Source organism: Jatrophihabitans sp. (assembly GCF_035474675.1).
In the GTDB taxonomy this organism is placed as follows: Bacteria; Actinomycetota; Actinomycetes; order Mycobacteriales; family Jatrophihabitantaceae; genus Jatrophihabitans_A.
In genome coordinates this window covers 1-23,554 of record NZ_DATINC010000079.1, presented here as the reverse complement: position 1 = coordinate 23,554, position 23,554 = coordinate 1, and the positions used below count along the sequence as shown (strand labels likewise).

Annotated in this window: 22 protein-coding genes; 13 read left to right on the top strand and 9 right to left on the bottom strand. The window is 71.7% G+C overall.

Annotated elements, in window-relative coordinates:
* Position 1: 1 nt before the first annotated feature.
* From VLJ82_RS09695 to rfbD, 6 genes are all read right to left on the bottom strand, one after another.
* Entirely contained in the window at positions 2–937 is a 936-nt protein-coding gene (locus tag VLJ82_RS09695; RefSeq protein ID WP_408663138.1) for an ABC transporter permease, read from the bottom strand.
* Between the two features lie 181 nt (positions 938–1,118).
* The gene (locus tag VLJ82_RS09690) at positions 1,119–1,580 is read right to left on the bottom strand and encodes an SRPBCC family protein (protein ID WP_408663137.1); all 462 of its coding nucleotides are present in this window, start codon (positions 1,578–1,580) and stop codon (positions 1,119–1,121) included.
* Positions 1,581–1,715: 135 nt separating this feature from the next.
* Positions 1,716–2,684, bottom strand: a complete 969-nt coding sequence (locus VLJ82_RS09685; RefSeq protein ID WP_408663136.1) for a GDP-mannose 4,6-dehydratase — start codon at positions 2,682–2,684, stop codon at positions 1,716–1,718.
* Positions 2,685–2,689: 5 nt separating this feature from the next.
* Positions 2,690–3,676, bottom strand: coding sequence for a GDP-mannose 4,6-dehydratase (locus VLJ82_RS09680; RefSeq protein WP_408663135.1), 987 nt, complete (start codon positions 3,674–3,676; stop codon positions 2,690–2,692).
* 190 nt (positions 3,677–3,866) lie between these two features.
* Entirely contained in the window at positions 3,867–5,816 is a 1,950-nt protein-coding gene (locus VLJ82_RS09675; RefSeq protein ID WP_408663134.1) for a SpoIID/LytB domain-containing protein, read from the bottom strand.
* A 220-nt stretch (positions 5,817–6,036) separates the two neighbouring features.
* Complete coding sequence (rfbD, locus tag VLJ82_RS09670; protein ID WP_408663133.1) at positions 6,037–6,930, bottom strand: dTDP-4-dehydrorhamnose reductase; 894 nt, start codon at positions 6,928–6,930, stop codon at positions 6,037–6,039.
* 152 nt (positions 6,931–7,082) lie between these two features.
* On the opposite strand from rfbD, the gene VLJ82_RS09665 reads away from it, so the two are divergent.
* The 6 genes from VLJ82_RS09665 to VLJ82_RS09640 all read left to right on the top strand — a co-directional run bounded on the left by VLJ82_RS09665 (position 7,083) and on the right by VLJ82_RS09640 (position 12,609).
* A complete protein-coding gene (locus tag VLJ82_RS09665) occupies positions 7,083–8,852 on the top strand; it encodes an LCP family protein (protein WP_408663132.1) in 1,770 nt (589 codons plus the stop codon).
* Positions 8,853–8,879: 27 nt separating this feature from the next.
* Positions 8,880–9,614 carry a TIGR03089 family protein gene (locus tag VLJ82_RS09660; protein WP_408663131.1) on the top strand — a complete coding sequence of 245 codons (735 nt, stop codon included), beginning with the start codon at positions 8,880–8,882 and terminating at the stop codon, positions 9,612–9,614.
* Positions 9,615–9,703: 89 nt separating this feature from the next.
* On the top strand, positions 9,704–10,504 hold the full coding sequence (locus tag VLJ82_RS09655) for a CoA transferase subunit A (RefSeq protein WP_408663130.1): 801 nt from the start codon (positions 9,704–9,706) through the stop codon (positions 10,502–10,504).
* A gap of 1 nt (position 10,505) precedes the next feature.
* Complete coding sequence (locus VLJ82_RS09650; protein WP_408663129.1) at positions 10,506–11,150, top strand: CoA transferase subunit B; 645 nt, start codon at positions 10,506–10,508, stop codon at positions 11,148–11,150.
* A 6-nt stretch (positions 11,151–11,156) separates the two neighbouring features.
* Entirely contained in the window at positions 11,157–12,083 is a 927-nt protein-coding gene (locus VLJ82_RS09645; protein ID WP_408663128.1) for a PAC2 family protein, read from the top strand.
* Positions 12,055–12,609: a GNAT family N-acetyltransferase gene (locus VLJ82_RS09640; RefSeq protein ID WP_408663127.1), complete on the top strand. Its 555-nt coding sequence runs from the start codon at positions 12,055–12,057 to the stop codon at positions 12,607–12,609. Before VLJ82_RS09645 ends, VLJ82_RS09640 begins: the two co-directional genes overlap by 29 nt.
* 390 nt (positions 12,610–12,999) lie before the next feature.
* Here the strand turns inward: VLJ82_RS09640 and VLJ82_RS09635 are convergent, their stop codons facing one another.
* Positions 13,000–13,380, bottom strand: a complete 381-nt coding sequence (locus VLJ82_RS09635; RefSeq protein WP_408663126.1) for a VOC family protein — start codon at positions 13,378–13,380, stop codon at positions 13,000–13,002.
* A 104-nt stretch (positions 13,381–13,484) separates the two neighbouring features.
* Between VLJ82_RS09635 and VLJ82_RS09630 the strand changes: the two genes are divergently transcribed.
* From VLJ82_RS09630 to VLJ82_RS09605, 6 genes are all read left to right on the top strand, one after another.
* The gene (locus VLJ82_RS09630; RefSeq protein WP_408663125.1) at positions 13,485–14,786 is read left to right on the top strand and encodes an HNH endonuclease signature motif containing protein; all 1,302 of its coding nucleotides are present in this window, start codon (positions 13,485–13,487) and stop codon (positions 14,784–14,786) included.
* A 75-nt stretch (positions 14,787–14,861) separates the two neighbouring features.
* Positions 14,862–16,217: an MFS transporter gene (locus VLJ82_RS09625; protein ID WP_408663124.1), complete on the top strand. Its 1,356-nt coding sequence runs from the start codon at positions 14,862–14,864 to the stop codon at positions 16,215–16,217.
* The gene (locus VLJ82_RS09620) at positions 16,214–18,094 is read left to right on the top strand and encodes an AMP-binding protein (protein ID WP_408663123.1); all 1,881 of its coding nucleotides are present in this window, start codon (positions 16,214–16,216) and stop codon (positions 18,092–18,094) included. Before VLJ82_RS09625 ends, VLJ82_RS09620 begins: the two co-directional genes overlap by 4 nt.
* A 104-nt stretch (positions 18,095–18,198) precedes the next feature.
* A complete protein-coding gene (locus VLJ82_RS09615) occupies positions 18,199–19,875 on the top strand; it encodes a Na+/H+ antiporter (RefSeq protein WP_408663122.1) in 1,677 nt (558 codons plus the stop codon).
* A 90-nt stretch (positions 19,876–19,965) separates the two neighbouring features.
* Positions 19,966–20,763, top strand: a complete 798-nt coding sequence (locus tag VLJ82_RS09610) for a hypothetical protein (RefSeq protein WP_408663121.1) — start codon at positions 19,966–19,968, stop codon at positions 20,761–20,763.
* A gap of 105 nt (positions 20,764–20,868) precedes the next feature.
* Positions 20,869–21,138, top strand: a complete 270-nt coding sequence (locus tag VLJ82_RS09605; protein ID WP_408663120.1) for a hypothetical protein — start codon at positions 20,869–20,871, stop codon at positions 21,136–21,138.
* A 36-nt stretch (positions 21,139–21,174) separates the two neighbouring features.
* Here VLJ82_RS09605 and VLJ82_RS09600 read toward each other — a convergent pair whose 3' ends face one another.
* Both VLJ82_RS09600 and VLJ82_RS09595 read right to left on the bottom strand, forming a co-directional pair.
* Positions 21,175–22,137 (bottom strand): aldo/keto reductase, encoded by a 963-nt coding sequence (locus VLJ82_RS09600; RefSeq protein WP_408663119.1) that lies wholly within the window; start codon positions 22,135–22,137, stop codon positions 21,175–21,177.
* Positions 22,138–22,212: 75 nt separating this feature from the next.
* Positions 22,213–22,710, bottom strand: coding sequence for a pyridoxamine 5'-phosphate oxidase family protein (locus tag VLJ82_RS09595; protein WP_408663118.1), 498 nt, complete (start codon positions 22,708–22,710; stop codon positions 22,213–22,215).
* Between the two features lie 168 nt (positions 22,711–22,878).
* On the opposite strand from VLJ82_RS09595, the gene VLJ82_RS09590 reads away from it, so the two are divergent.
* Positions 22,879–23,523, top strand: a complete 645-nt coding sequence (locus tag VLJ82_RS09590) for a class I SAM-dependent methyltransferase (RefSeq protein WP_408663117.1) — start codon at positions 22,879–22,881, stop codon at positions 23,521–23,523.
* Positions 23,524–23,554 lie beyond the last annotated feature (31 nt).

Sequence of the window (23,554 nt, the reverse complement as noted above, 5' to 3'; positions counted from 1 at the left end):
CTCAGAGCTCCTGCGCGAAGTTGCCCTGAGCCTTCGCGAAGATCCGCTGCGACAGCCACAGGAAGACCAGGCCCACCGCGAGCATGACACCCAGCCGGCCGTAGACGTTGCCGGAGAACTCGTACTCGGTGCCCTCGCCCTGCGGCCAGAAGAACTTCTGGAAGCTGAACACCACCGGTGCCATCGGGTTCATCAGGTAGACCGTGTACAGCGTGGACGGCAGCTCGCTGCTGACCCGCCGGACGTTGTAGATGATCGGCGTCACCCAGAACCACAGCATCAGCACCACGGTGATCAGGTGCTGCACGTCGCGCAGGTAGACGTTGGCCGCCGCCAGCAGCAGGCCGAGCGCGGTGGCGAACACCACCAGCACCACCAGGCCGAGGATCGGCAGCGGCAGGTTGCTCAACTGCGGCCACTTGTCGGAGTTCACCCCGGCGATCACCACGGCCACCAGCAGGATGATCAGCTGGAAGACGAAGTTCACCACCGCCGCGCCGGTCGCGGCCAGCGGGAACAGCTCGCGCGGGAAGTAGACCTTCTTCACCAGCCCGGCGTTGAACACGATCGAGGTGGTGGCGGTGCTCAGGATCTCGGAGAACAGCGTCCAGACCGCCAGGCCGCAGAAGATGTAGACCCCGTAGGTGGGAATGCTGCCGGCGCCGAGGAACTTGCCGATCACCAGCCAGTACACCGCGAGCTGCACCAGCGGCAGCAGCAGGCTCCAGACGAAGCCGAGCGCGGAGTCCTTGTACTTGACCTTGAGTTCCTTGCGGATCAGGTTGCCCAGCAGCTCGCGGTACTGCCAGACCTCGCGCACCGTCTGGCCGGAGCCGGAGAAGAAGCTGCGCGGCGCGTTCACCCGGGCCAGCGGGGACTCCGACCCGTCCGGCCCGGCGCTCGCCCGCGCCGGCAGCTTCGTTCCGGCTGCGGTCATGGTCCTCATTCTCGTCGTCGGCCTGTGGGCAGCCCACTTGGCTGCTGGCAGCCGGCCCAGGTGCGGGCGGGCTGCCAGCAGCACATGTTACCGACCGTGGAGCGCCGGCCGGTCCCAGCGCGCCTGGCTGCGGGTGGATTCGCTGCCCGTCGGGCAACTCGGCCGAGCGACGGGTGCCCGGTCAGGTGGTCGGGGCCTGGACGTCGCCCCGCCAGCCGCCTTCCTCGCGTCCGCGGCTCTCGATGAACTCCTTGAACCGGTCGAGGTCGGCACCCACCTGGCGGTCGTCGGCGCCGACCAGCGCGCCGGCCTTCTCCACCAGCCCCTCGGCTTCCCAGTCGATCTGGACGGTGACCCGGCTCTCGTTGTCGCTGAGCCGGTGGAAGGTGACCACGCCGGCGTGGGTGGTGCCGTCGGTGCTCTTCCAGGCCACCCGCTCGTCCGGGTGCTGCTCGGTGATCTCGGTGTCGAACTCCCGGGTGACCCCGGCGATCTTGGTCACCCAGTGCGAGTGGGTGTCGTCGGTCTGGGTGATCGACTCCACACCGCCCATGAAGTGGGGGAAGCTCTCGAACTGCGTCCACTGGTTGTACGCGGTCCGCACCGGCACCGACACGTCGATGGACTTGGTCACGTTAGGCATGTCCCGTTCCTTTCGGTTACGGGGCCCTGGTGGTTCAAGGCCCAGGCGTCCTGTCCCCCACCTTACTGACCGCCCGCCGGACGCCCACCCGGCCGTGGTGCAAAGTTGGGCGAGCGCTGAGTCACACCGCGCTGATCACAACAGCGCGAGATCGGCTTCCACCATGGCGCCGACGATGCCGGCGAAGTCCCGGGTCGGCGCCCAGCCCAGCACCGCCCGGGCCTTGCTGGCGTCGCCGCGCTGCTCGACGGCGTCCACCGGCCGGACGAACGAGGAGTCGACCACCACCCGGGACTGCCAGTCGGGCACCCCGGCGGCGGCGAACGCCGCCGCCACGAACTCGGCCACCGTGTGCGACTCGCCGGTGGCGATCACGTAGTCGTCCGGCTCGGGGTGCCGCACCGCCCGCACCATCGCCTCGACGTAGTCCGGCGCCCAGCCCCAGTCCCGCCGGGCGTCGAGGTTGCCCAGCGACAGCCGGTCCTGCCGGCCGGCGGCGATCCGGGCCGCGGCGGCGGTGATCTTGCGCGTGACGAAGGTCTCCGGCCGGCGCGGCGACTCGTGGTTGTAGAGGATCACCGTGCTGGCGGCCAGCCCCCGGCTGCGCAGCACCGAGGCCATCTGGTGGGCGTAGGCCTTGGCGGCTCCGTACGGGGTGGCGGGCCGCAGCGGAGTGCGCTCGTCCTGCGGCGCCCGCTCCGGGTTGCCGAAGATCTCGGCGCTGGAGGCCTGCAGCACCCGCACCGGGCGGCCGGTCCGGTCCTGCAGCCGCCAGCAGGCATCCAGCACCGCCACCGCACCGAGCCCGGACACGCTCCCGGTCAGCACCGGCTGCTCCCAGGAGAACGCGACCGAGCTGATGCCGCCGAGGTTGTAGACCTCGTCCGGCCCGATCTCGGCGAGCAGCGCGGCGATCCGGCCGGCGTCGGTCAGGTCACCGGAGTGCAACACTGCCTCGGGACAGCGCCGGCGCAGCTCGGCGACCTGCTCGTCGGAGCCGTGCACCAGCCCGTGTACGGCCACGCCGTCGGACAGCAGCCGCTCGGTGAGGTACCCGCCGTCCTGGCCGGTGATCCCGGTGACGAAGGCTGTCCGCTCGGACACCGGCCTCACGCGCCTGCCAGTGCCCGCTGCTCGGCGAGGTCGGAGTCCACCATCATCTCCACCAGCTGCTCGAAGCTGACCGAGGGCTGCCAGCCGAGCCGCTGCCGGGCCTTGGCCGGGTCGCCGATCAGCAGGTCCACCTCGGCCGGCCGGTAGAAGCGCGGGTCCTGGTGGACGTAGCGCTCCCAGTCGGGGATGCCGGCCCGGCGGAACGCGATGGACAGGAACTCCCGGATGGAATGGGTCTCGCCGGTGGCCACCACGTAGTCGTCGGCCTGGTCCTGCTGCAGCATCCGCCACATCGCCTCGACGTAGTCGCCGGCGAAGCCCCAGTCCCGCTTGGCGTCGATGTTGCCCAGCGAGACCTCCTTGTCCAGGCCGAGCGCGATCCGGGCCACCGCCAGGCTGATCTTGCGGGTCACGAACTCCGGCCCGCGGCGCGGCGACTCGTGGTTGAACAGGATGCCGGACGAGGCGTGCATGCCGTAGGACTCGCGGTAGTTGATCGTCATGTAGTGGCCGAACACCTTGGCCACCCCGTACGGCGAGCGCGGCCAGAGCAGCGTGGACTCCCGCTGCGGCACCTCCTGCACCTTGCCGAACATCTCCGAGCTGGAGGCCTGGTAGAAGCGCACCTTCTCGATGTCGTCGCCGGCATAGAGCCGGGTCGCCTCCAGCATGTTCAGCACGCCCATCCCGGTGACGTCCGAGGTCAGCCGGGCGTTCTCCCAGGAGTAGGCGACGAAGGAGATCGCGCCGAGGTTGTAGACCTCGTCCGGCTGGGCCTGGGCGTAGGCGCGGATCAGGCTGGACAGGTCCGTCAGGTCACCGGTCAGCAGCTTGACACCCGGCACCTCCTGCTCGACCAGGGCGCGCTTGGGGTTGTTCTGGCCGCGGATCAGCCCGTACACCTGGTATCCCTTGGCCAGCAGCAGTTCCGCCAGGTACAACCCGTCCTGGCCGGTGATCCCGGTTATCAGCGCGCGGGGCATGGCCGACCTTTCCCTCGTGTCTGGCGTCGAACTCGTCCGGCCGGTGGGCCGGCACACCCCGCGGCGGCGAAGCGCGTGGCCAGGGTACCCAACTGGCCACCGGCGGCTGGGAGACGCTCGCCGGGGAACGACTCAGGACCCGTCTGATGACCGGCCACGGGCCTGCCGGCTGACCGGCACCGGGCGGGCGCTAGTAGTCGCGCCCGACCCCCACGGTGTCCTTGTGGTCGCCGTTCCAGTCGCCGGCCATCGGCCGGTCACCGGCCAGGCCGTACTTGGCATAGGTCGCCGGGCCGCCCAGGGTGCTGGCCACCGCGAACCAGGGGCTGCGGTAGATGCCGTAGCTGTCGGTGCCGTCGCCGTCCCAGTCGCCGGCGATCGGGACGTCGCCGGGCAGGCCGAAGCGGTAGCTCAGCCGCGGCGAGCCGGGCGCCAGGGTGTTGACCAGGTAGAAGGTGGCGGTCTTCGGGTCGTACACGCCGGGAGTGGCTCGCTTGTCGCCGTTCCAGTCACCGGCCACCGGAAGCGCCCCGGCGCCGCCCAGCAGCACCTGGGTCAACGGGCTGCTGGCCGTCCGGATGTTGGTGTTGAGCAGGTAGAACATCGAGTTCGACGGGCGGTAGACCCCGACCGTGTCGGTGCCGTTGCCGTCCCAGTCCCCGCACACCGGCCGGTCGCCCGGCACGCCGAGGCGCACCGCGTGCAGCGGCGCGTCGGCGGCGAAGGAGTCGCGGTAGTAGAAGGTCGCGGTGGCCGATCGGTACACCCCGGCGCTGTCGGTGCCGTTGCCGTCGAAGTCACAGGCGAACGGCTGGTCACCGGGCGCTCCGAAGGCGCGCGCGGTGGTGGTGACCGGGTTGGTCAGCGAGTCGGTCACATACATCGTCGGGGTGGCCAGCGGCTTGGCCACCTTGAACCAGTCCGACATCAGCCCCAGGGTGCTGCGGAACTGGTTGCCGGTCACGGTGACGGTGCCGGTGCTGCCCTTGACGGTGGCCGTCAGCACCCGGCCGCCGTCGGCGCCCAGGCCGTTGCCGGTGGTGCTGATCGCCTGCAGCACGCCCACCCCGAAGGCGTTGCCGATGGTGGTCGCCGGGATGGTGGTGGTCCAGTCGTGGTTGGGCGAGGCGGCGTCGCCGAGGTCCTCGACCGCCGGGAACGTGCCGCCGGCGGTCCAGCCGCCGGTCGAGGAGCTGAACTCCGCCGACACGATGCCGCCGGAGGAGTTGGTGAGCACCTTGCCGGCGGTGCTGCTCACCGCGGTGTTGGTGCGGGAGTCCTCGGTGACCACGCCGTTCAGGCCGGCCCCGCCGTAGACCTGGCAGTTCTGGTTGTCACAGGTCTTGGCCCAGCTGTAGCGGTTCTGCGCCGCTGCGTAGGACCGGGCGGCCACCGCCTGCGACTGCAGCGCGGCCATGCCCTTGCCGCCACTGGCATCCCCCCAGGACGCCGGGGACTCGCGCGGCACCACGCCACGCAGGTAGTCCTCCATGCCGACCAGGTTGACCAGCCGGGTCAGGCCGCCGCCGGAGGTCAGCAACAGCGACCCGCGGTAGGTGCGCTTGGTCGAACCGGAGCAGATGGTGAGCATCGACGACAGCGAGGTGGCCGGCACCGTCGCCGAGATCGCGCCCGAGGTGACCGGCTTGACCGCCGACCACGGCGTGCCGCAGCCGGCGCTGGTGGCCAGTTGGTAGGAGCCCGCCGAGACGTAGCGCAGCAACGCCGCGCCGCCGGCCGGGATCGCCACCCCGCCTGCGTTGAACGGGCTGCCGGAGGTGACCGCGACCTGGTTCACCCCGTCGAAATCGGTCAGATCGACACTGAGGGTGCCCAGGCTCCGGGTGGCTAGGGTGGTGCCGCCGTAGAAGTGCGACAGGATCTGGGTGTAGCTCCAGCCGTACAGGGTGGCGTAGCCGAAGGCGCCGTACTGGCCCATGCCGCGGCCGTGGCCGAAGCCGTGCCCGCTGATCTCGACCTGGCCGTTCGGCCAGGAGGCTCCCGCCGGTGCGGGGAAGACCCCTGCCAGCGCGGTGCAGGCCAGCGTGCCGCCGAGCACCGCGGCGAGCGCACGCCGCGACCGGCCGGGCTGGGAAGGGTGGTCGCCGGCGGTCCGGCGTTGCGGTCGAATGCTGAACATGTCTGACGTCACCTCGGGCCGGCCCCATAGGCTATGAGCCGGTAAGTCCGGATTGGGGCGGCTTTGCATGCCACCGAAGTTGTGTGCCTACGACTTACCTATTGGCCAATGCCGCGGCGATCTGAGGATCTAACACGACTCTAACCCCAGCGACCGCTGTCGCGCATGCCCCTGGGGACAGAGTTTCCCGAGCTGTTACCCGCGCCGGAGCTGCCCGAACTCAGTCCGGCAAATATGCGGCGCGGTCCTCGGCGAACGCCTGCCGCAGCGCCGCTCGCCAGTGCGGCAGCGGGCGGAGCCCGGCCGCCCGCCAGGCCGCGTCCGACAGCACCGAGTACGCCGGCCGCGGGGCCGGCCGCGGGAACTTGCCGGTGCTGGTGGGCCGAACCCGCTCCGGGTCGGCACCCAGCTCCTCGAACACCGCCCGGGCCAGGCCCCACCAGCTGGTCTCCCCCGCCCCGGTGCAGTGGTAGGTCCCCGGGGCGGCGTCGCTGCCGGCCAGCTGCACCAGGCCGCGGGCCAGGTCCGCCGACCAGGTGGGCGAGCCGCGCTGGTCGTCGACCACCTCGAGGAACTCCCGGTCGCGCTCGAGCCGCGCCATGGTCTTGACGAAGTTCGTGCCGGTGGCGCCGTACACCCAGGCGGTGCGCACCACGTAGCCGTGCTCGGGAGCGAGCTCGCGCACCGCCAGCTCACCGGCCAGCTTGGTGCGGCCGTACGCCGAGCGCGGCGCGGGCTGGGCCTGCTCGGGGTACGGCTGGTCGGCGTCACCGGCGAAGACGTAGTCGGTGGACACCTGCAGCAGCCGGGCCCCGGTCCGGGCGGCCGCCGCGGCCAGCAGCGCCGGGCCGGTCGCGTTCACCGCGTAGGCGCGCTCTTCCTCCGCCTCGGCTTGGTCGACGGCGGTGTAGGCGGCGGCGTTGACCACCAGCTGCGGGCCGAAGTCGGCGAACACCGCCTGCACCGCGGCCGAGCTGGTGATGTCGAGCTGGTCGGCGCCGAGCGCCAGCAGCCGGTCGGACCCCACGCCGGCGCCGGCCAGCACCGCGCACAGGTCGGTGCCCAGCTGCCCCCGGGCGCCGGTGACCAGCCAGCGGGCGTCCGGGGAAATCATGCGGCCATGCTCGCACACGCTGTCGGCTGGCTGGCCCGCAGTCGTCCGGCACCTGGGCGGCAGCCGGGATGTCCGGTCCGGCCCGTTCTGGTGCGACCTGCCGGGCGAGGCTTCTGAACCAGCGCACAGCTTGTCGCCGATAGACTCAACGGATGCCCTCTTCCCACGATCGGCCGCCCGGCGGCCGGCCGTATCCGGCTGACGGCGACCTGCCGCCCGAACTGGACCCGCGCCGGGGACGTGGCCGGCCGGCGTCGGCTGCCGGCTGGCAGGACGGCCAGGGCCGGAATGGCCAGGGCCGGAATGGCCAGGGCCCCGCCGGCCCGGGTTCCGGTCAGCGCGGTCAGGGTTACGGCGGTCAGGGCAGCGCGCCGCAGCCCGGCACCCCGTTGCCGCCCGAACTGGACCCGCGCGGCCGCCGGGCCGCCACCCGCGCCGCGGCAGCCGGCAACCGGCCGCCGGCGGGCCGCCGCCCGGCCCCGGGACGCCCGCCCGCCAGCCGGCCCCGCTCCGACCTGGCACACGGTGCGGTGCTCGGCGTGAAGATCGTGGCGACCCTGTGCTCGCTGCTGGTGCTGGTCGGCAGCGGCTGGGCCTGGGCGTCGTACCGCAAGTTCAGCGCCGACATCACCCGGGTGAACGCCATCTCGGCCAAGGGCAGGGCGGCCAACGGCGGCATCGACGGCAAGGACCAGAACCTGCTGATCGTCGGCAACGACGACCGGGACTCCGCCAGCGACGCCGAATTGGCCAAGCTCGGCACCACCCGGGACGGCGGCAGCTACAACACCGACACCATGATGCTGCTGCACCTGCCGGCCGACGGCAGCAAGGCCACCCTGATCTCGTTCCCGCGCGACTCCTACGTCAGCATCCCCGGGCACGGCAAGAACAAGCTGAACTCGGCCTACCCGGACGGCATCTCCGACGGGCACGGCAACAAGGACGCCGGCGCGCAGTTGCTGGTGCGCACCATCGAGAACCTGACCGGCCTGAGCATCGACCACTTCGTCCAGATCGACCTGCTCGGCTTCTACCGGATCTCCAACGCCATCGGCGGCGTCGACGTCTGCCTCAACCACGCGGTGAAGGAGACCAACTCCGGCATCGACCTCAAGGCCGGCCATCAGACCATCCAGGGCACCCAGGCGCTGGCCTTCGTCCGGCAGCGCTACGGCTTCCCGGAGGGCGACCTGGACCGGATCAAGCGGCAGCAGTACTTCCTGTCCGCGGTGTTCCGCAAGATCTCCTCGGCCGGCACCCTGCTCAACCCGATCAAGCTGCAGAACCTGCTCAAGGCGGTGTCCTCCTCGCTGCAGATGGACAACGACCTGGCACCGCTGAAGCTGGCCACCCAGATGCAGAACCTGCAGGCCGGCAACTTCTCCTTCACCACCATCCCGACCCAGGGCTTCCAGGACGTCCAGATCGGCGGCCAGACCCAGAACGTCGTGGTGGTGGACGCGGCCGCGATGCCGAGCTTCATCGGCAAGCTGATCGGCAACGACCCGGGCACCGCGCTGTCGCGCGCCAAGGCCGCCGACCCGTCCACGGTGACCGTGCAGGTGGTCAACGACACCAACTCCAACGGGCTGGAGAAGGCCAACGCCGAGGCGTTGCAGGCCGCCGGGTTCAAGACCGAGATCCCGCCGGCCACCTCGGACGTGGTGGCCAAGACCGAGATCCGCTACCCCGCCGGCCAGGAGTCGGCGGCCAAGGCGGTGCAGGCCCAGGTGCCGGGTGCGGTGATGGCGGCCAGCTCCGAGGTGAACGCGGTGACCCTGGTGCTGGGTGAGAACAAGGTGCAGGTCAAGAGCCTGATGCCGACCCCGGCGCCCGGCTCGTCGGCTTCGTCCAGCCAGCCGGGGGTGGCGACCTCGCCGGCCGTCACCACCGCCGCCGACGCCGGCTGCATCAACTAGCTCCGGCCCCGGTTAGCCTTTCCGGCGATGACTCCTGCGCTGTCCTCCGGACCCGAGCAGCTGTTCGCCGCCCGGCTGGCCGCCGACCCGGCCGGCCCGCTGGTCACCTTCTACGACGACGCCACCGGCGAGCGTGCGGAGCTGTCGGCCAAGTCGCTGGGCAACTGGGTCGCCAAGACGCACTTCCTGCTGCACGACGAGCTCGGCGCCGGGCCCGGCGACCGGGCCTTCGTCCGGCTGCCGGTGCACTGGCTGGCCGCCCCCGTCCTGCTGGGGTGCTGGTACGCCGGCCTGGAGGTGGTGGCCGACCCGGCCGGCGCGTCCGTCGCCTTCGGCGACGCCGACTCGCTGCTGGCCGCGCTGCCCAGCCCGGAGCGACTGGACGGGGCGTTCGCGGTGTCGCTGCTCAGCATGGCCAGGCCCTCGACGCCGCCACCGGGAATGGCCGACTACGCCAGCTCGGTCCGGCCGATGCCGGACAGCTGGCATACCGTACGGGCCCAGGCCGGGCCGGACGATCCGGCGCTGGCCGGGCAGAGCCGGGCCGAGGTCGCCGAGGCGGCCCGGCAGGCCGCGGCCGAGCTGGGACTGGCACCGGGCGGCCGGCTGCTGTGGAGCGCGCCGTGGGCCGGGCCGCGGGACTGGATCGCCGCGCTGCTGGCGCCGCTGGCGGTCGGCGGTTCGGTGGTGCTGGTACGCAATCCGGATCCGGCCAGCGCCGCCGCCCGGGCAACGGCGGAGAAGGTCAGCGTCAGCCACTGATGCCACGGCCGGCTGCGCTGGCTAGAGTTCGCCTTGATCGAGAAGCCCGGTGCGGCAACCGGTGCCAGGGAGCTGGAGAGGCGCAGAGCGTGGACAAAGTGGTGGCATCAGCCGCCGAGGCAGTCGCCGACATCGGCGACGGCGCCTCGCTGGCGGTCGGCGGGTTCGGCGTGTGCGGCATTCCGCACGTCCTGATCCAGGCGCTGCTGGAGCTGGGCAGCACGGACCTGGAGACCGTGTCGAACAACTGCGGGCTGGACTCCGCGGGGCTCGGCGTGCTGCTGAGCGCCAAGCGGATCCGGCGCACCATCGGCTCCTACGTCGGGGAGAACCGCGAGTTCGCCCGGCAGTACCTGGCCGGCGAGCTGGAGGTCGAGCTGACCCCGCAGGGCACCCTGGCCGAGCGGCTGCGGGCCGGCGGGTCCGGCATCGCGGCGTTCTACACCCCCGCCGGGGTCGGCACCCTGATCGCCGACGGCGGGCTGCCCTGGCGCTACTCCTCCGACGGCTCGGTGGCGCTGGCCTCGCCGCCGAAGGAGACCCGGGAGTTCGCCGGCCGCCGGTACGTGCTGGAGGAGGGCATCGTCACCGACTTCGCGCTGGTGCGGGCCGCCCGCGGCGACCGGCACGGCAACCTCAGCTACGACGCCTCGGCGCGCAACTTCAACCCGCTGTGCGCGATGGCCGGGCGGATCACCATTGCCGAGGTGGAGGAACTGGTCGAGCCCGGTGAGCTGGACCCGGAGCAGGTGCACACCCCTGGGGTGTTCGTGCAGCGCGTCGTCGAAGTGGGCGAGGCGGGCAAGCTGATCGAGAAGCGGACGGTGCGCGAGGCTGCGGTGCCCGAACGCGCCGGTGCCGGTTCCGAGAACGTCGAAAGCGCAGGCTGACATGGCTCTGACCCGTAACGAGCTCGCCGCCCGGGTGGCCCGGGAGCTGCACGACGGCCAGTACGTCAACCTGGGCATCGGGCTGCCCACCCTGGTGCCGAACTTCGTCGACGAGTCGATCACCGTGGTGCTGCAGAGCGAGAACGGCATCCTCGGGGTCGGCCCGTACCCGCTGGACGACGAGGTCGACCCGGACCTGATCAACGCCGGCAAGGAGACCGTCACGGTGCTGCCCGGGGCGTCCTTCTTCGACTCGGCGCTGTCGTTCGGGATGATCCGCGGCGGCCACATCGACGTGGCGGTGCTCGGCGCCATGCAGGTCGGCGAGAACGGCGACCTCGCCAACTGGACCATTCCCGGCAAGATGATCAAGGGCATGGGCGGGGCGATGGACCTGGTGCACGGGGCGAAGAAGGTGATCGTGATGATGGAGCACCTGGCCCGCGACGGCTCGCCCAAGATGGTCAAGCAGTGCTCGCTGCCGCTGACCGGAGCCGCCTGCGTGCACTCCGTCATCACCGACCTGGCGGTCATCGACATCACGCCGGACGGCCTGGTGCTGCGTGAGCTGGCACCCGGGGTGACGGTGGACGAGGTGCGCGCGGCGACCGAGCCGGAGCTGACCGTCGCGCTGACGGGCGGTTAGCCGGCGATGCTGGACCCGGCCGAGCTCTTCCGGCTGAGCGAGCAGGTGCCCGAGCTCGACCGGCCGGTGCTGGTGCTGGCCCTGGACGGCTTCGTCGACGCCGGCAGCGCCACCCAGCTGGCCCGGGCGCACCTGCTGAGCTCGCTGGAGTCGGAGGTGGTGGCCACCTTCGACGTCGACCAGGTCTATGACTACCGCGGCCGGCGTCCGGAGATGCTGTTCGTCACCGACCACTGGGAGAGCTACGCCGCGCCGGAGCTGAAGATCCATGCGGTGCGCGACAGCACCGGCACGCCGTTCCTGCTGCTGGCCGGTGCGGAGCCGGACTTTCAGTGGGAGCGGTTCGCCGCCGCGGTCACCATGCTCGTCCAACGGCTCGGGGTACGGATGATCGTGGCGCTGGACGCGATCCCGATGGGAGTGCCGCACAGCCGGCCGTCCACCGTGATCGCCCGGGGCAGCTCGCCGGAACTGGTGACGCAGTACAGCAACTGGCTGGGCACCGTGCAGGTGCCGGGCAGTGCCAGCCACCTGATCGAGTTCCGGATGGCCGAGGCCGGGGTACCGTCGATGGGGTTCGCGGTGAACGTGCCGCACTACCTGGCGCACCTGGAGTACCCGGCCGCCGCGCTTACCCTGATCGACTGCGTGGCACAGGGTGCCGGGCTGGCGCTGCCCACCGAGATGCTGGCCGAGGCGGCGGTGGCCAACCGGATCGACATCGACGCCAAGGTGGCCGAGTCCGAGCAGGTGGCGGCGGTGGTGCGGGCGCTGGAGGCGCAGTACGACGAGATCCTGGCCGGGCGCAGCCGCGGGCTGGTCGCCGAGGGTGCCCGGCTGCCCACTGCGGACGAGATCGGCGCGGAGTTCGAGCAGTATCTGCTGCAACAGCAGGACAATCCCGATGAGCCCGACGGTTCCGGCGACCATTGAGCCCGAGCGGGCTGCCGATGCCGCGGCCGTCCGGGCGGTTGTGTCGGCGGCGTTCGTCGACCATCCGGTGGTCGCGGACCTGGTGGAGCTGATCCGGGCGTCGCCGGAGTACCTGCCCGAATTGGCCTTGGTGGCGAGGGTTTCTGGTGCTGTCGTCGGGTTCATGATGCTGAGCCATGCCGGATTGATGAGCGATTCCGGTGAGCGGCACCAGATTCTCACATTGTCGCCGCTGGCGGTCGATCCGGCGTTCCAGCGGAGCGGGATCGGCTCGGCGCTGGCGCGGGCCGGCCTCGAGGCGGCCGAGCGGCTCGGTGAGCCGCTGGTGGTGCTGGAGGGCAGCCCGCGGTACTACCCGCGGTTCGGGTTCGTCGACTGCCGGGAGCTGGGCATCTCCATTCCGTTGCCAGACTGGGCGCCGCCGGAGGCCGGGATGGCCTATCCGCTGCCGGGGTATCACCCGCGGTTGCGCGGCCGGGTGGTGTACCCGCCGGCGTTTATCGAGACCGGAACAGGGCATTCCTGATCTTCGGCGATCCCCCGGGCGATCCTGCCTCTTCGCCCAGCGTGCTTCCGGTGTTAGCCTTGAAAGTCCGATATTCGGAACTTCCCATGGGAAGGGGCGGCACGATGACAGCGCCCGGAGAGTGTGTAATCCTCGACATCCCGCAGGGTCTGCGTCTCGACCTACTCGGTCTCATCGTCGAAGTCGGTCGGGTCCGGATCCTCGCCGATCGAGCTGGCCTGCTCGGTGGGCTCCTGGCTTCGCTGACGTGTGGCGGTGTCGGCGCGGCGGAGACCCTGGAGCAGATGGCGCAGCTCATCCGCGCTACCCAGCAGGGCGGCGGAGGCGGATCGCCCCAAGCACAGCCGGCGTAGCGGTCAGCCGGCTGTGCCGGTCAGCGGCGTGGGCACCTCAGCCGTCGTCGCGGCATAGGCAGAACGGGTGGCCGGCCGGGTCGAACAGCACCCGGACGTTCGGCTGCGGCTGGGTCTCTGCCAGCACCGCGCCCAGTTCGACAGCTTCGGCTGTTGCCGAGTCCAGGTCGGCGACCTGGAAGTCGAAGTGCATCATCGGTCGCTGCTGTCCGCCGACGGGCGGCCAGGTCGGTCGCTGGTAGCCGTCGGCCTGCTGGAACACCATGAAGCTGCCTTCCGGGGTGGCGAGGATGGCGGTGCCGGGCTCCTCGTGGCCGATCGGCCAGCCCAGCAGGAGTGAGTAGAACCGGGCCAGGGCACCCGGGTCTGGCGCCTCGATGGCGACGCCCCACCACATGCCGTTCGTCCGTGATCGCATCCGTGCAGCCTGCCGCGACTCGCTCTCCGCGTCCAGCAGCCTCGGCACCGGATGGCGCCCTTCGCGCCCACAAACTGTCAGACCCCTGCCCTAGTGTCTGATGCATGGAAGATCTCGCTGGTGATCTCGCGACCGGCGAGCTGGCCGCGTTTGCCGTTGCTGGCAATGGGTATGCTCGCTTCATAGCCGCCGACCAGTTGAGCCAGGTGTCTGATGCGGACCTGCTTGCCGAGCTGCGAGAGCTGGAATCGCTGCGGCGCCGATTGGCCGTGGCCGATCACGCCCTGATCGGCGAGTTGGACAGGCGCGGGCTGGCCGGCCGCATGGTGGTGGGCACGACGGCCGCACTGTTGCAAGGACTGCTGCGGCTGTCGCCCGGCGAGGCAAAGGACCGGGTGGCGGCAGCGCGTGCCTGTGGCAGCCGGGCCGGCATCACCGGTGAGCAGCTGCCACCAGTGCTACCAGCGCTGGCCGCCGCACAAGCCGACGGCACGGTCTCAGCCGAGCACACCAGGGCGGTCCTCAGCACCCTGGGCCAACTGCCGGTCAGGGCCAGCTACGAGGACCGGCGGCTGGCCGAGAAGCATCTGGTCGAGGCCGCCACCACCCTGCGGCCGCGCGAGGTGGCCGCAGTGGGCCGGCGGATACTGGCCCATCTCGACCCGGATGGCAGCCTGGCATCCGAGGCCGAGCAGCATCGGCGCCGCGGCTTCACGCTGCATCCGGAAGCCGACGGCAGCTACACAGCGCACGGAAGGCTCACCGCGACCTGCGGGGCGTTGCTTCTGGCCAGCCTGACGCCACGCTCGGCACCGCAGCCGACCGGTGACTCCGGGCCGGATCCGCGCAACCACGCCCAGCGGCTCCATGACGCCCTGGAGGATCTGGCCGGGATCGTGGTACGGCGCAACGAACTGCCCGAGTCCGGAGCACCCGCCCAGGTGATCATCACGATGACCGCCGAACAACTGGCCTCCCGCCAGGGTGTCGCCCATACCAGCTTCGGACACCCGATCAGCGTCGGCGAAGCCCTCGCACTGGCCGACGAGGCCGCGCTCAACCTGCTGCTGACCGACGCCACCGGTGCCGTGCTGTCCCACGGCCGCACCAAGCGCATCGCCACTCGAAGCCAGACCTTGGCACTGATCGCCAGGGACGGCGGGTGCACCTTCCCCGGCTGCGACAAGCCACCGGAATGGTGCCAGCGTCACCACATCGTCAGCTGGGCCGATGGCGGCGCCACCGATCTGGACAACCTCACCCTCGTGTGCGGCTACCACCATCGCGAGTTCGACCGGGCGGGTTGGAGCTGCCGGATGATCGACGGCCACCCACGCTGGATCCCGCCGGCCTGGATCGACCCGGCTCGTACCCCTCGCCGCAACATCCGGGCCAGCCGGCTATGACCTCGGCAGGATTTGGCGCGAATCAGACCGAAATCAGCCTGACCGATCCAGCCGCCGCCCGGGCAGAATGATCCCGTGACCACCGCTGAGCAGGCAGCCGGGCAGCTACCCCCGAGCCAGACCACGCCGACCGGCTCCGGCCACCCCACGCCGGCCGACCAGGGCCGCCGGTTCCACCGGGCCTGGGCGGTCGCGGCCGTCACGTTCTGCGCGCTGATCGCCACCGCCGCGTTCCGGTCCAGCACCGGGGCGCTGATCGAGCCGATCGAGAACCAGTTCGGCTGGTCCCGGTCCACCACCTCGTTCGCGATCACCGTCAACCTGGTGGTGTACGGCCTGACCGCGCCGTTCGCCGCCGCCCTGATGCAGCGGTTCGGCATCCGGCGGATGGTGGCGCTGGCCCTCAGCCTGGTCGCACTCGGCTGCCTGGCCACCACGGTGATGTCGCAGTCCTGGCAGCTGGTGCTGGCCTGGGGCTTCGCGATCGGGATGGGCGCCGGTTCCATGGCGCTGGTGTTCGGCGCCATCGTCGCCGACCGGTGGTTCGTCACCAACCGCGGCCTGGTCACCGGCGTGTTCTCCGCCGCCTCGTCCACCGGGCAGCTGGTGTTCCTGCCGGTGCTGGCCTACCTGATCGACCACCACGGCTGGCACACCGCGGTGTTCCTGGTGGCGGCGTTCGCGCTGCTGCTGGTCCCGCTGGTGATGTGGCTGCTCGCCGACTCCCCCGCCAGCGTCGGCCTCGCCCCGTACGGCGCCGCACCGGACTGGCAGCCACCGGCCACCGCCAGGCGCAACCCGGCCAAGGCCGCCGTCGCCGCGCTCACCGAATCCTCGCGCAGCTGGACGTTCTGGGTGCTGGTCGGCACCTTCTTCATCTGCGGCTGGTCCACCAACGGCCTGATCGGCTCGCACTTCATCCCGGCCGCCCACGACCACGGGATGCCCGCCACCACCGCGGCCAACCTGCTCGCCCTGATCGGGATCTTCGACATCGTCGGCACCATCGGCTCCGGCTGGCTCACCGACCGGGTCGACCCGCGCAACCTGCTGCTGGCCTACTACGGCCTGCGTGGGCTGTCGCTGCTGATCGTGCCGTCGGTGCTGGGCTCGGCCGTCGAGCCGCCGCTGTTCCTGTTCATCGTCTTCTACGGCCTGGACTGGGTGGCCACCGTGCCACCCACCGTGGCGCTGTGCCGCGAGCACTTCGGCCTGGAGAAGTCCGGGCTGGTGTTCGGCTGGGTGTTCGCCGCCCACATGGTGGGCGCGGGCCTGGCCGCCTCCTACGCAGGCGCGGTCCGCGAGCACACCGGTGACTACCGCCTTGCCTGGCTGACCGCGGGCCTGATGTGCATCGCCGCGGCACTCGCCTTCTTCACCATCCGGCGCCGTGGCGCCTTCGCCCTGACTGGGGCACTATCCGCTACATGAGCTACGCGCAGGACTACCGGCTGAGCCTGACCGACCCGGACCGGTTCTGGGCGCAGGCCGCCACCGCGATCACCTGGATCCACAAGCCCACCCGGGTGCTGGACGACACCGACCCGGCCTTCGCCAGGTGGTTCTCAGACGGCACCCTCAACACCTGCTTCAACGCCCTGGACCGGCACGTGGTGGCCGGCCGCGGCGAGCAGACCGCGCTGATCTACGACTCCCCGGTGACCGGCAGCAGGCGCGAGTACAGCTACACCGAGCTGACCGAGCTGACCGCCAAGTTCGCCGGGGTGCTCCGGGCGCTCGGCGTCGAGCGCAGCGACCGGGTGCTGATCTACCTGCCGATGGTGCCCGAGGCGGTGATCGCGATGCTGGCCTGCGCCCGGATCGGCGCGGTGCACTCGGTGGTGTTCGGCGGCTTCGCCGCCCCCGAGCTCGCCGCCCGGATCGACGACGCGCAGCCCAGGGTGATCGTCTCGGCCTCCTGCGGAGTCGAGCCCAGCCGGCTGGTCGAGTACAAGCCGTTGCTCGACCGGGCCCTGCAGCTGGCCGGGCACCAGCCGGACAGCTGCGTCATCGTGCAACGACCGCAACTGCAGGCTGAGCTCACCGAACGCGACCTGGACTGGCGGCAGCTGATGCGCTCCCAGCTCATCGCACCGGCCGAGTGCGTCGAACTCGCCGCCACCGACCCGCTCTACATCCTCTACACCTCCGGGACCACCGGCCGTCCCAAGGGCATCGTCCGCGACAACGGCGGCCATGCGGTAGCGCTGCGCTGGTCGATGGCAGCGGTCTTCGACGTCGGCCCTGGCGAGGTGATGCTGACCGCCAGCGACGTCGGCTGGGTGGTCGGGCACTCCTACATCGTCTACGGGCCGCTGCTCGCCGGCGCCACCACCGTGCTGTACGAGGGCAAGCCGGTCGGCACCCCGGACGCCGGCGCGTTCTGGCGGCTGGTGGCCGACCACCGGGTCAAGGTGCTGTTCACCTCGCCCACCGCCCTGCGCGCGGTCAAGCGCGACGACCCGGACGGCAAGCTGGTCGGCCGGTACGACCTGAGCACCCTGACGACGCTGTTCCTGGCCGGCGAGCGGCTGGACCCGGCGACCTACGAGTGGGCCACCGAGCGGCTCGGCATCCCGGTGGTCGACCACTGGTGGCAGACCGAGACCGGCTGGCCGATCGCGGCCAACCTGCGCGGTCTGGAGCCGATGCCGATCAAAGCCGGCTCCCCGTCGGTGCCGGTGCCCGGCTACGACATCCGAATCCTCGGGCCGGACGGCCGGCAGCTGCCCGCCGGCCAGGAGGGGGCGATCTGCCTGAAGCTGCCGTTGCCACCCGGCACCAGCCGGGGCGTCTGGGGCGACGACCAGCGCTACGTCGAGTCCTACCTGACCGCCTACCCCGGCTACTACCTGACCGGAGACGGCGGCTACCTCGACTCCGACGGCTACCTGTTCGTGCTCGGCCGCACCGACGACGTGCTGAACGTGGCCGGCCACCGGCTCTCCTCCGGCCAGATCGAGGCGGCGCTGGCCGGCCACCCGGCGGTCGCCGAGTGCGCGGTGATCGGGGTGGCCGACCCGCTGAAGGGCCAGGTGCCGCGCGCGCTGGTGGTGCCCAAGAGCGGCTGGGCCGGCTCGGCCGACGAGCTCGCCGCCGAGCTCGCCGCCCGGGTGCGCGAGGAGGTCGGCCCGATCGCGTCGCTGTCCCGGGTGGACGTGGTCGCGGGCCTGCCCAAGACCCGGTCCGGCAAGATCCTGCGCGCCACCATGCGCCAGCTCGCCGACGGCGCGGACCCGGCGGTGCCCTCGACCATCGAGGACGTCGCGGTGCTGGACCGGCTGCGGCCGGTGCTCCGGCCCGGCTGACACCCCGGCCGACAGCCCTCGGCAGGGGCTCAGGGCCTGATCAGAGGCTGAGGCACCGCGCCGCTACCGGTAGGTTGGTCTCTCCAGGACGGGAGGTGAGGCCAGTGGACCAACTCGCCCTGGTAGCCGCCGTCCTGTTCGCGACCGCGGTGCTGATCCCGGTCTCCACCCGGATCAACCTGCCGTGGCCGGTGCTGGTCACCCTGTTCGGGATCGTGCTGGCCGCGATCCCGCAGGTACCGCAGGTGCACGTCGAGCCCGACCTGATCCTGCCGCTGGTGCTGCCGCCGCTGCTCTACGCCGCGGCGCGCAAGACGTCCTGGCGATATTGGGTGGCCAATGCCACCCCGATCCTGCTGCTGGCGGTCGCCCTGGTGCTGGTGACCACCGCCGTGGTGGCCGCGGTGGTCACGGCGATGGTGCCCGGCATTCCGTGGGCCGCCGCGATCGCGCTGGGCGCCCTGGTCTCGCCACCGGACCCGGTGGCGGCCACCGCGATCGCCAGCCGATTGCACCTACCCCGCCGGCTGGTGTCGATGCTCGAGGGCGAGGGCCTGTTCAACGACGTGGCCGCGCTGGTGCTCTACCAGGTGGCGATCGCGTCGGTGGTAGGCGGCTCGATCTCGCCGGGCGAGGCGGTGATCCGGCTGCTGCTGGCCGCGCTGCTGGCGCTGGCGATCGGGTTCGCGTTCGGTTGGGGGGTGACCCGGCTGCTGGCCGTGCTCGGCTCGGCCGACCCCCGGCCACAGGTGCTGCTGTCGGTGCTGGCCCCGACCGCGACCTATGTGGCCGCCGAGGAGGTGCACGGTTCCGGAGTGCTCGCGGTGCTGGTGTACACGCTGTACTCGGTGTCCCGGCCGGTGGACGCCGCCGACGCGCAGGGCCGGCTGACCACCGATGTGTTCTGGTCCATGACCGAGACGCTGGTCACCGGCATCGCGTTCGGCCTGGTGGGCCTGGAGTTCCAGACCGCGTTCCTGGCCATCGGGACCGACTGGACGTCCCTGGTCGGCGAGACCTCGGCCGTCGTCGCGGTGGTGGTGGGGGTGCGGCTGCTCTACCTGCTGCCCTCGGTGCTGCTGGCCCGGCGGTTCTACCGGCGGCTACAGGCCGGCGCCCTGAACGACGCGCTCAGCGGGCACCGGACCAGCCGGCGGCTGCAGCGCCAGCGCGACACCGACGTGCCGATCGGCTGGCGGGAGACCGTGGTGGTGTGGTGGGCCGGCATGCGCGGGGTGGCCACCGTCGCGCTGGCGCTCGCCGTTCCTACGGTCACCGATGCCGGCGAGCCGTTCCCGGCCCGGGACCGGATCCTGTTCGTCGCCTTCTCGGTGGTGCTGGTGACCCTGGTGCTGCAGGGCCTGAGCCTGCCCACCGTGGTGCGGCTGCTCGGCGTGCGGGCCGGCTCCCACGACAGCGACGAGGCCGAGGCCGCCCTGGTGGAGCGGGCCGCACATGCCGCCGCCGAGGCGCTGAACCGGCTGCAGGACGAGGTGAACTTCGGCGTCGAGGTGTGGGACCGGCTCAACGCTTTCCCGACCGACCTGCTGGTGCGGCTGCACGCCCAGCTGGGCAGCGACTCCCAGCACAGCGTGCTGGGCGGCCGGACCGCCGACCGCAGCGGTTTCCTGCTGGGCCTGCGACAGATGCTCAGCGCCGCCCGGGAGGAGCTGCTGGCCGCCCGGTCCGAGCGCGGTGTCGACCCGGAACTGGTCGATCGGCTGGTGCGCCGTCTCGACCTGTACAGCCTGCCGGCGCTTCCCACGGCCGACGGGCACTGACTGCCGGGTCCGGCGGGCCCGGCGGCGGTGGCAGACTGCCGGTGTCAGGGACGCCGGGCCCGACGCCCGGGCTTGCGAGGAGGACCGACGATGCCACCACGGCGCAGGAAGCCCAGCGGCCTCAGCGAGGAGGACGTGGCCCGGTTGCGCAGCCAGCTGGCGGAGGGCCGCCGGCCGCGGGTGGCGCTGTCCGGACCGCAGTTCGAGGCCGGCGCGTCCGGCTCGGTGGTGCGGATCGGCGACCCGGCGACCGACGGCGCCGACTTCCTGACCGTGCGGGTGAAGGTCAACGGGGTCACCGACGAGCTGGCCTTCGCGCCGGCCGAGCTGAGCACCGGCCGGGCGCGCTCAGCGGCCGCCAAGCCGGCCCGGTCCCAGGTTGGATCGCCGACCCGCACCCGGCCGGCCCGGACCACGCCGACCCAGAGCACGCCGACCCGGCCGGCGGTATCCCGAGCGACCACCCAGCCGGCTCCGGAGGCCGGCACCGGCACGCCCGCCGCCGGCACACCCGCTGCCGGTCCGTCCGAATCGCCGGCCCGCAGCACGGTTCCGGCCGCGATTCAGGCACCGGCCACCCAGCCCACCGGTGCTAGCCGGCGGCGCAAGGCGCCGGCCGCTCCGACGGTGAGCGTGACGATCAGCTCGTCCGGCGCGGCCTGGTCGGTGAGCGCCAGCCGGGGCGCCCGGACGGTTGTCAAGAACGCCCCGGTCACCCCCGGAGCGGTGACCGCGATCGCCGAGCTGCTCGGCCAGCCGGGGGTGTCGGAGGCGGTGGCCGAGATCAACGAGGCCGCCCGGCAGCAGGCCCAGCAGCGCGCCGAGCAGCTGCGCGCCGAGCTGCACGACCTGGAGGCGGTGCTGGCCACCCATCGGGCGCCGCGCTGACCCGACGTGCGGCGGGATCACCGATGGGTGGAGCCACCATAAAGAGTGCGTCACGGCACGGGCAATCCACCGCTCGGGCCCGGACCGGTCGCCATCATCAGTGCCATGACCGCCATGACCACGTCGATCCGCAGTGCGATAGGCCTGGCCGTGCTGCTGGTGCTCGTCGGCACGGTGAAAGGCCTGAGCGGCACCTCGGCCCAGGGCCCGGGGAGTTGCCCCGCTCGGCTGGCGGGCTCGCCACCCGTCGCGTCGACGAACCCGTGCGTGCGCGACTCGTCCGACGGCTGGAACCAGGCCGGCTGGGCGTTCCTCGCCCCCGGCGTGCTGGCGCTGATCGGCGCCGGCAGCATCCGCATCACCGCCCGGCGATAGCCGCCATAGCGGGCCACCACGAAGCGGGCCTGCCTCCTACCGCGCGGCGGTGATCCGGTCGAGCTCGGCCCGGTCCTCGGCGGTGGGCCGCCACTGGCCGGCCTTGACGTTGGCCGCCACCTGCTCGGGTGAGGTGGCGCCGGCGATCACCGAGCTGACGGCCGGCTGCGCGGCAAGGCCGCCGATGGCCACCTCGAGCAGGGTGATGCCTCGCTGCGCGGCGAAGGCTTCGAGGTCTTCGAGCACGTCGAAGGTCTCGGGCGTGAGCATCGACTCCCGGCCCCAGGCCTGCAGCCGGCTGCCGGTCGGAGGCTGCTGGCCACGGCGGTACTTGCCGGTGAGCAGGCCGTTGGCCAGCGGGAAGTACGGCAGCAGGCCGATCCCGTAGCGCCGCAACGCCGGAACGAGGTCCGTCTCGATGCCACGCCGGAGCAGGCTGTACTCGTTCTGGGCGCTGACGAAGCGCTGGTAGCCGCGAGTCCGGGCGGTCCACTCCGCATCCGCGACCTGCCAGCCGCTGAAGTTGGAGTGGCCCAGGTAGCGCACCTTGCCCTGGTGCACCAGGTCGTCCAGTGCCGACAGGGTTTCCTCGATCGGGGTGGCCGGGTCCGGCCGGTGCATCTGGTACAGGTCGATCCAGTCGGTGCGCAGCCGGCGCAGCGAGTTCTCGACCGCGCGGACGAGGTAGCGGCGCGAGCCCCGCGCGCCCCAGTCCTGGCCGTTGTCCTGGCCGAGCCGCCGCACGTCGCTGCCGAACTTGGTCGCGATCAGGACGTCGTCCCGGTTGCCCTGCAGGATCTCGCCGAGGCGCTGCTCGGACTCGCCGTAGGAATCGGACGTGTCGAACAGGGTGATGCCGTTGTCGAGGGCGGCGTGCACCACCGCCCTGCTCTGCTCCAGGTCGAGCTTCATCCCGAAGTTGTTGGTGCCCAGGCCCACTACGGAGACGGCGAGGCCCGAGCTGCCCAGCCGGCGCGGTGCTGCGGACTGATCGGTCACGAATGCTCCTGTTCCGGTGCGGGGAAATCGCGGTGTCGTGGCTCGGCACCCGATCCCGACGGTAGTGCCCCCGCGCTACGCCCCCGCACGCTCGGCGCGCTGCCGGACCAGTTCCTCGACCGCACTCGGCAGCGTGGTCTCGAAGTCGATCAGCTTCACCCAGGTCGGGGTCACCCTGATCCGGACCATGCTGTCGTAGAGCGAACGCACCTCCGCCTCCCACTCGACCCGCTGCTCGGGCGTCATCCGGTAGGCGCCGTTCATCACCAGATACTCCTCCGGAATGCCCTCGACGACCTCCAGTTCCGCGCGGCCGCGCAGCAGCAGGATCTTGGGCGGGTGCACCTCGGTGTCGATGGTGAGGGCGACCATCGGGTTCGCGCGCAGGGCATGGAGCTTCGGCGCGTTCGGCAGCGTGCACAGGATGATCTGCGTGCCGTTCCAGGTGAACGCGATCGGGACGGTGCGCGGCGTGCCGTCCTTGGCGACGTAGGCCAACCGCGTCAGGTCGCGGGCCAGCAGCTCCTGGCTGATCGGGCGGTTCAGGATCTCGGTGATCTCGTCCGGTTGCACGGCTGATCCCTCCGTTGTGGTATCGATCGTGGTTGCTGGGTCGATCGTGGTTCCTGTGTCGATCGTGGCCCATGCCGGCCGCTGCCGCCTACCGAACGCAGCCGACTGCCGTAGCCGGCTGCCGCCGCGCCGCACCGCGATCCGGGCGGGCGCTAGCCTCTGCAGACCATGCCGGTCTCGCCGCCCGATCTCGATCTCGTCCGGTCCTCCTACGACCGGGTGGCCGACAACTACGTGGCGATGGGGATGGGCGACCTGACCGCGGAGCCGTGGCTGCGCGCGGCGCTGGCGGCCTTCGCCGAGGAGGTCCGCGGCCTCGGGCCGGTGCTGGATGTCGGGTGCGGGCCGGGCACCGTCACCGCGTACCTTGCCGGGCTGGAGCTCGACGTCCGCGGGGTGGACCTGTCGCCGCGGATGATCTCCCATGCCCGCCGCCGCTATCCGGACCTGCCCTTCTCGGTCGCATCCGCCACCGACCTCGGCCTGGCGGACGCCTCGCTGGGCGGCGCGCTCGGCTGGTGGTCGCTGTTCAACCTGCCCCGGGACGTGCTGCCCGCGGTGCTGGCCGACCTGGCCCGTGCGCTGGTGCCCGGCGGCCGGCTGCTGCTCGGCATGCACATCGGCGACGGCGAGGTGGTGCGCACCGAGGCCTACGGCGGGGTGCCGGTGCGCTGGACCACCCACCTCTGGCAGCCCGAGCACCTGGTTGCGCTGCTGTCGGTGGCCGGCCTGGATCTGGAAGCCGAACTGCGCATTCCGGCCAACGGCCAGGTGCGCCCGGGAGTGCTGCTCAGCGCGTACCGGCCGGCCTAGGGCCTGGTTCAGCGCCGGGCCGGCAGTGCTC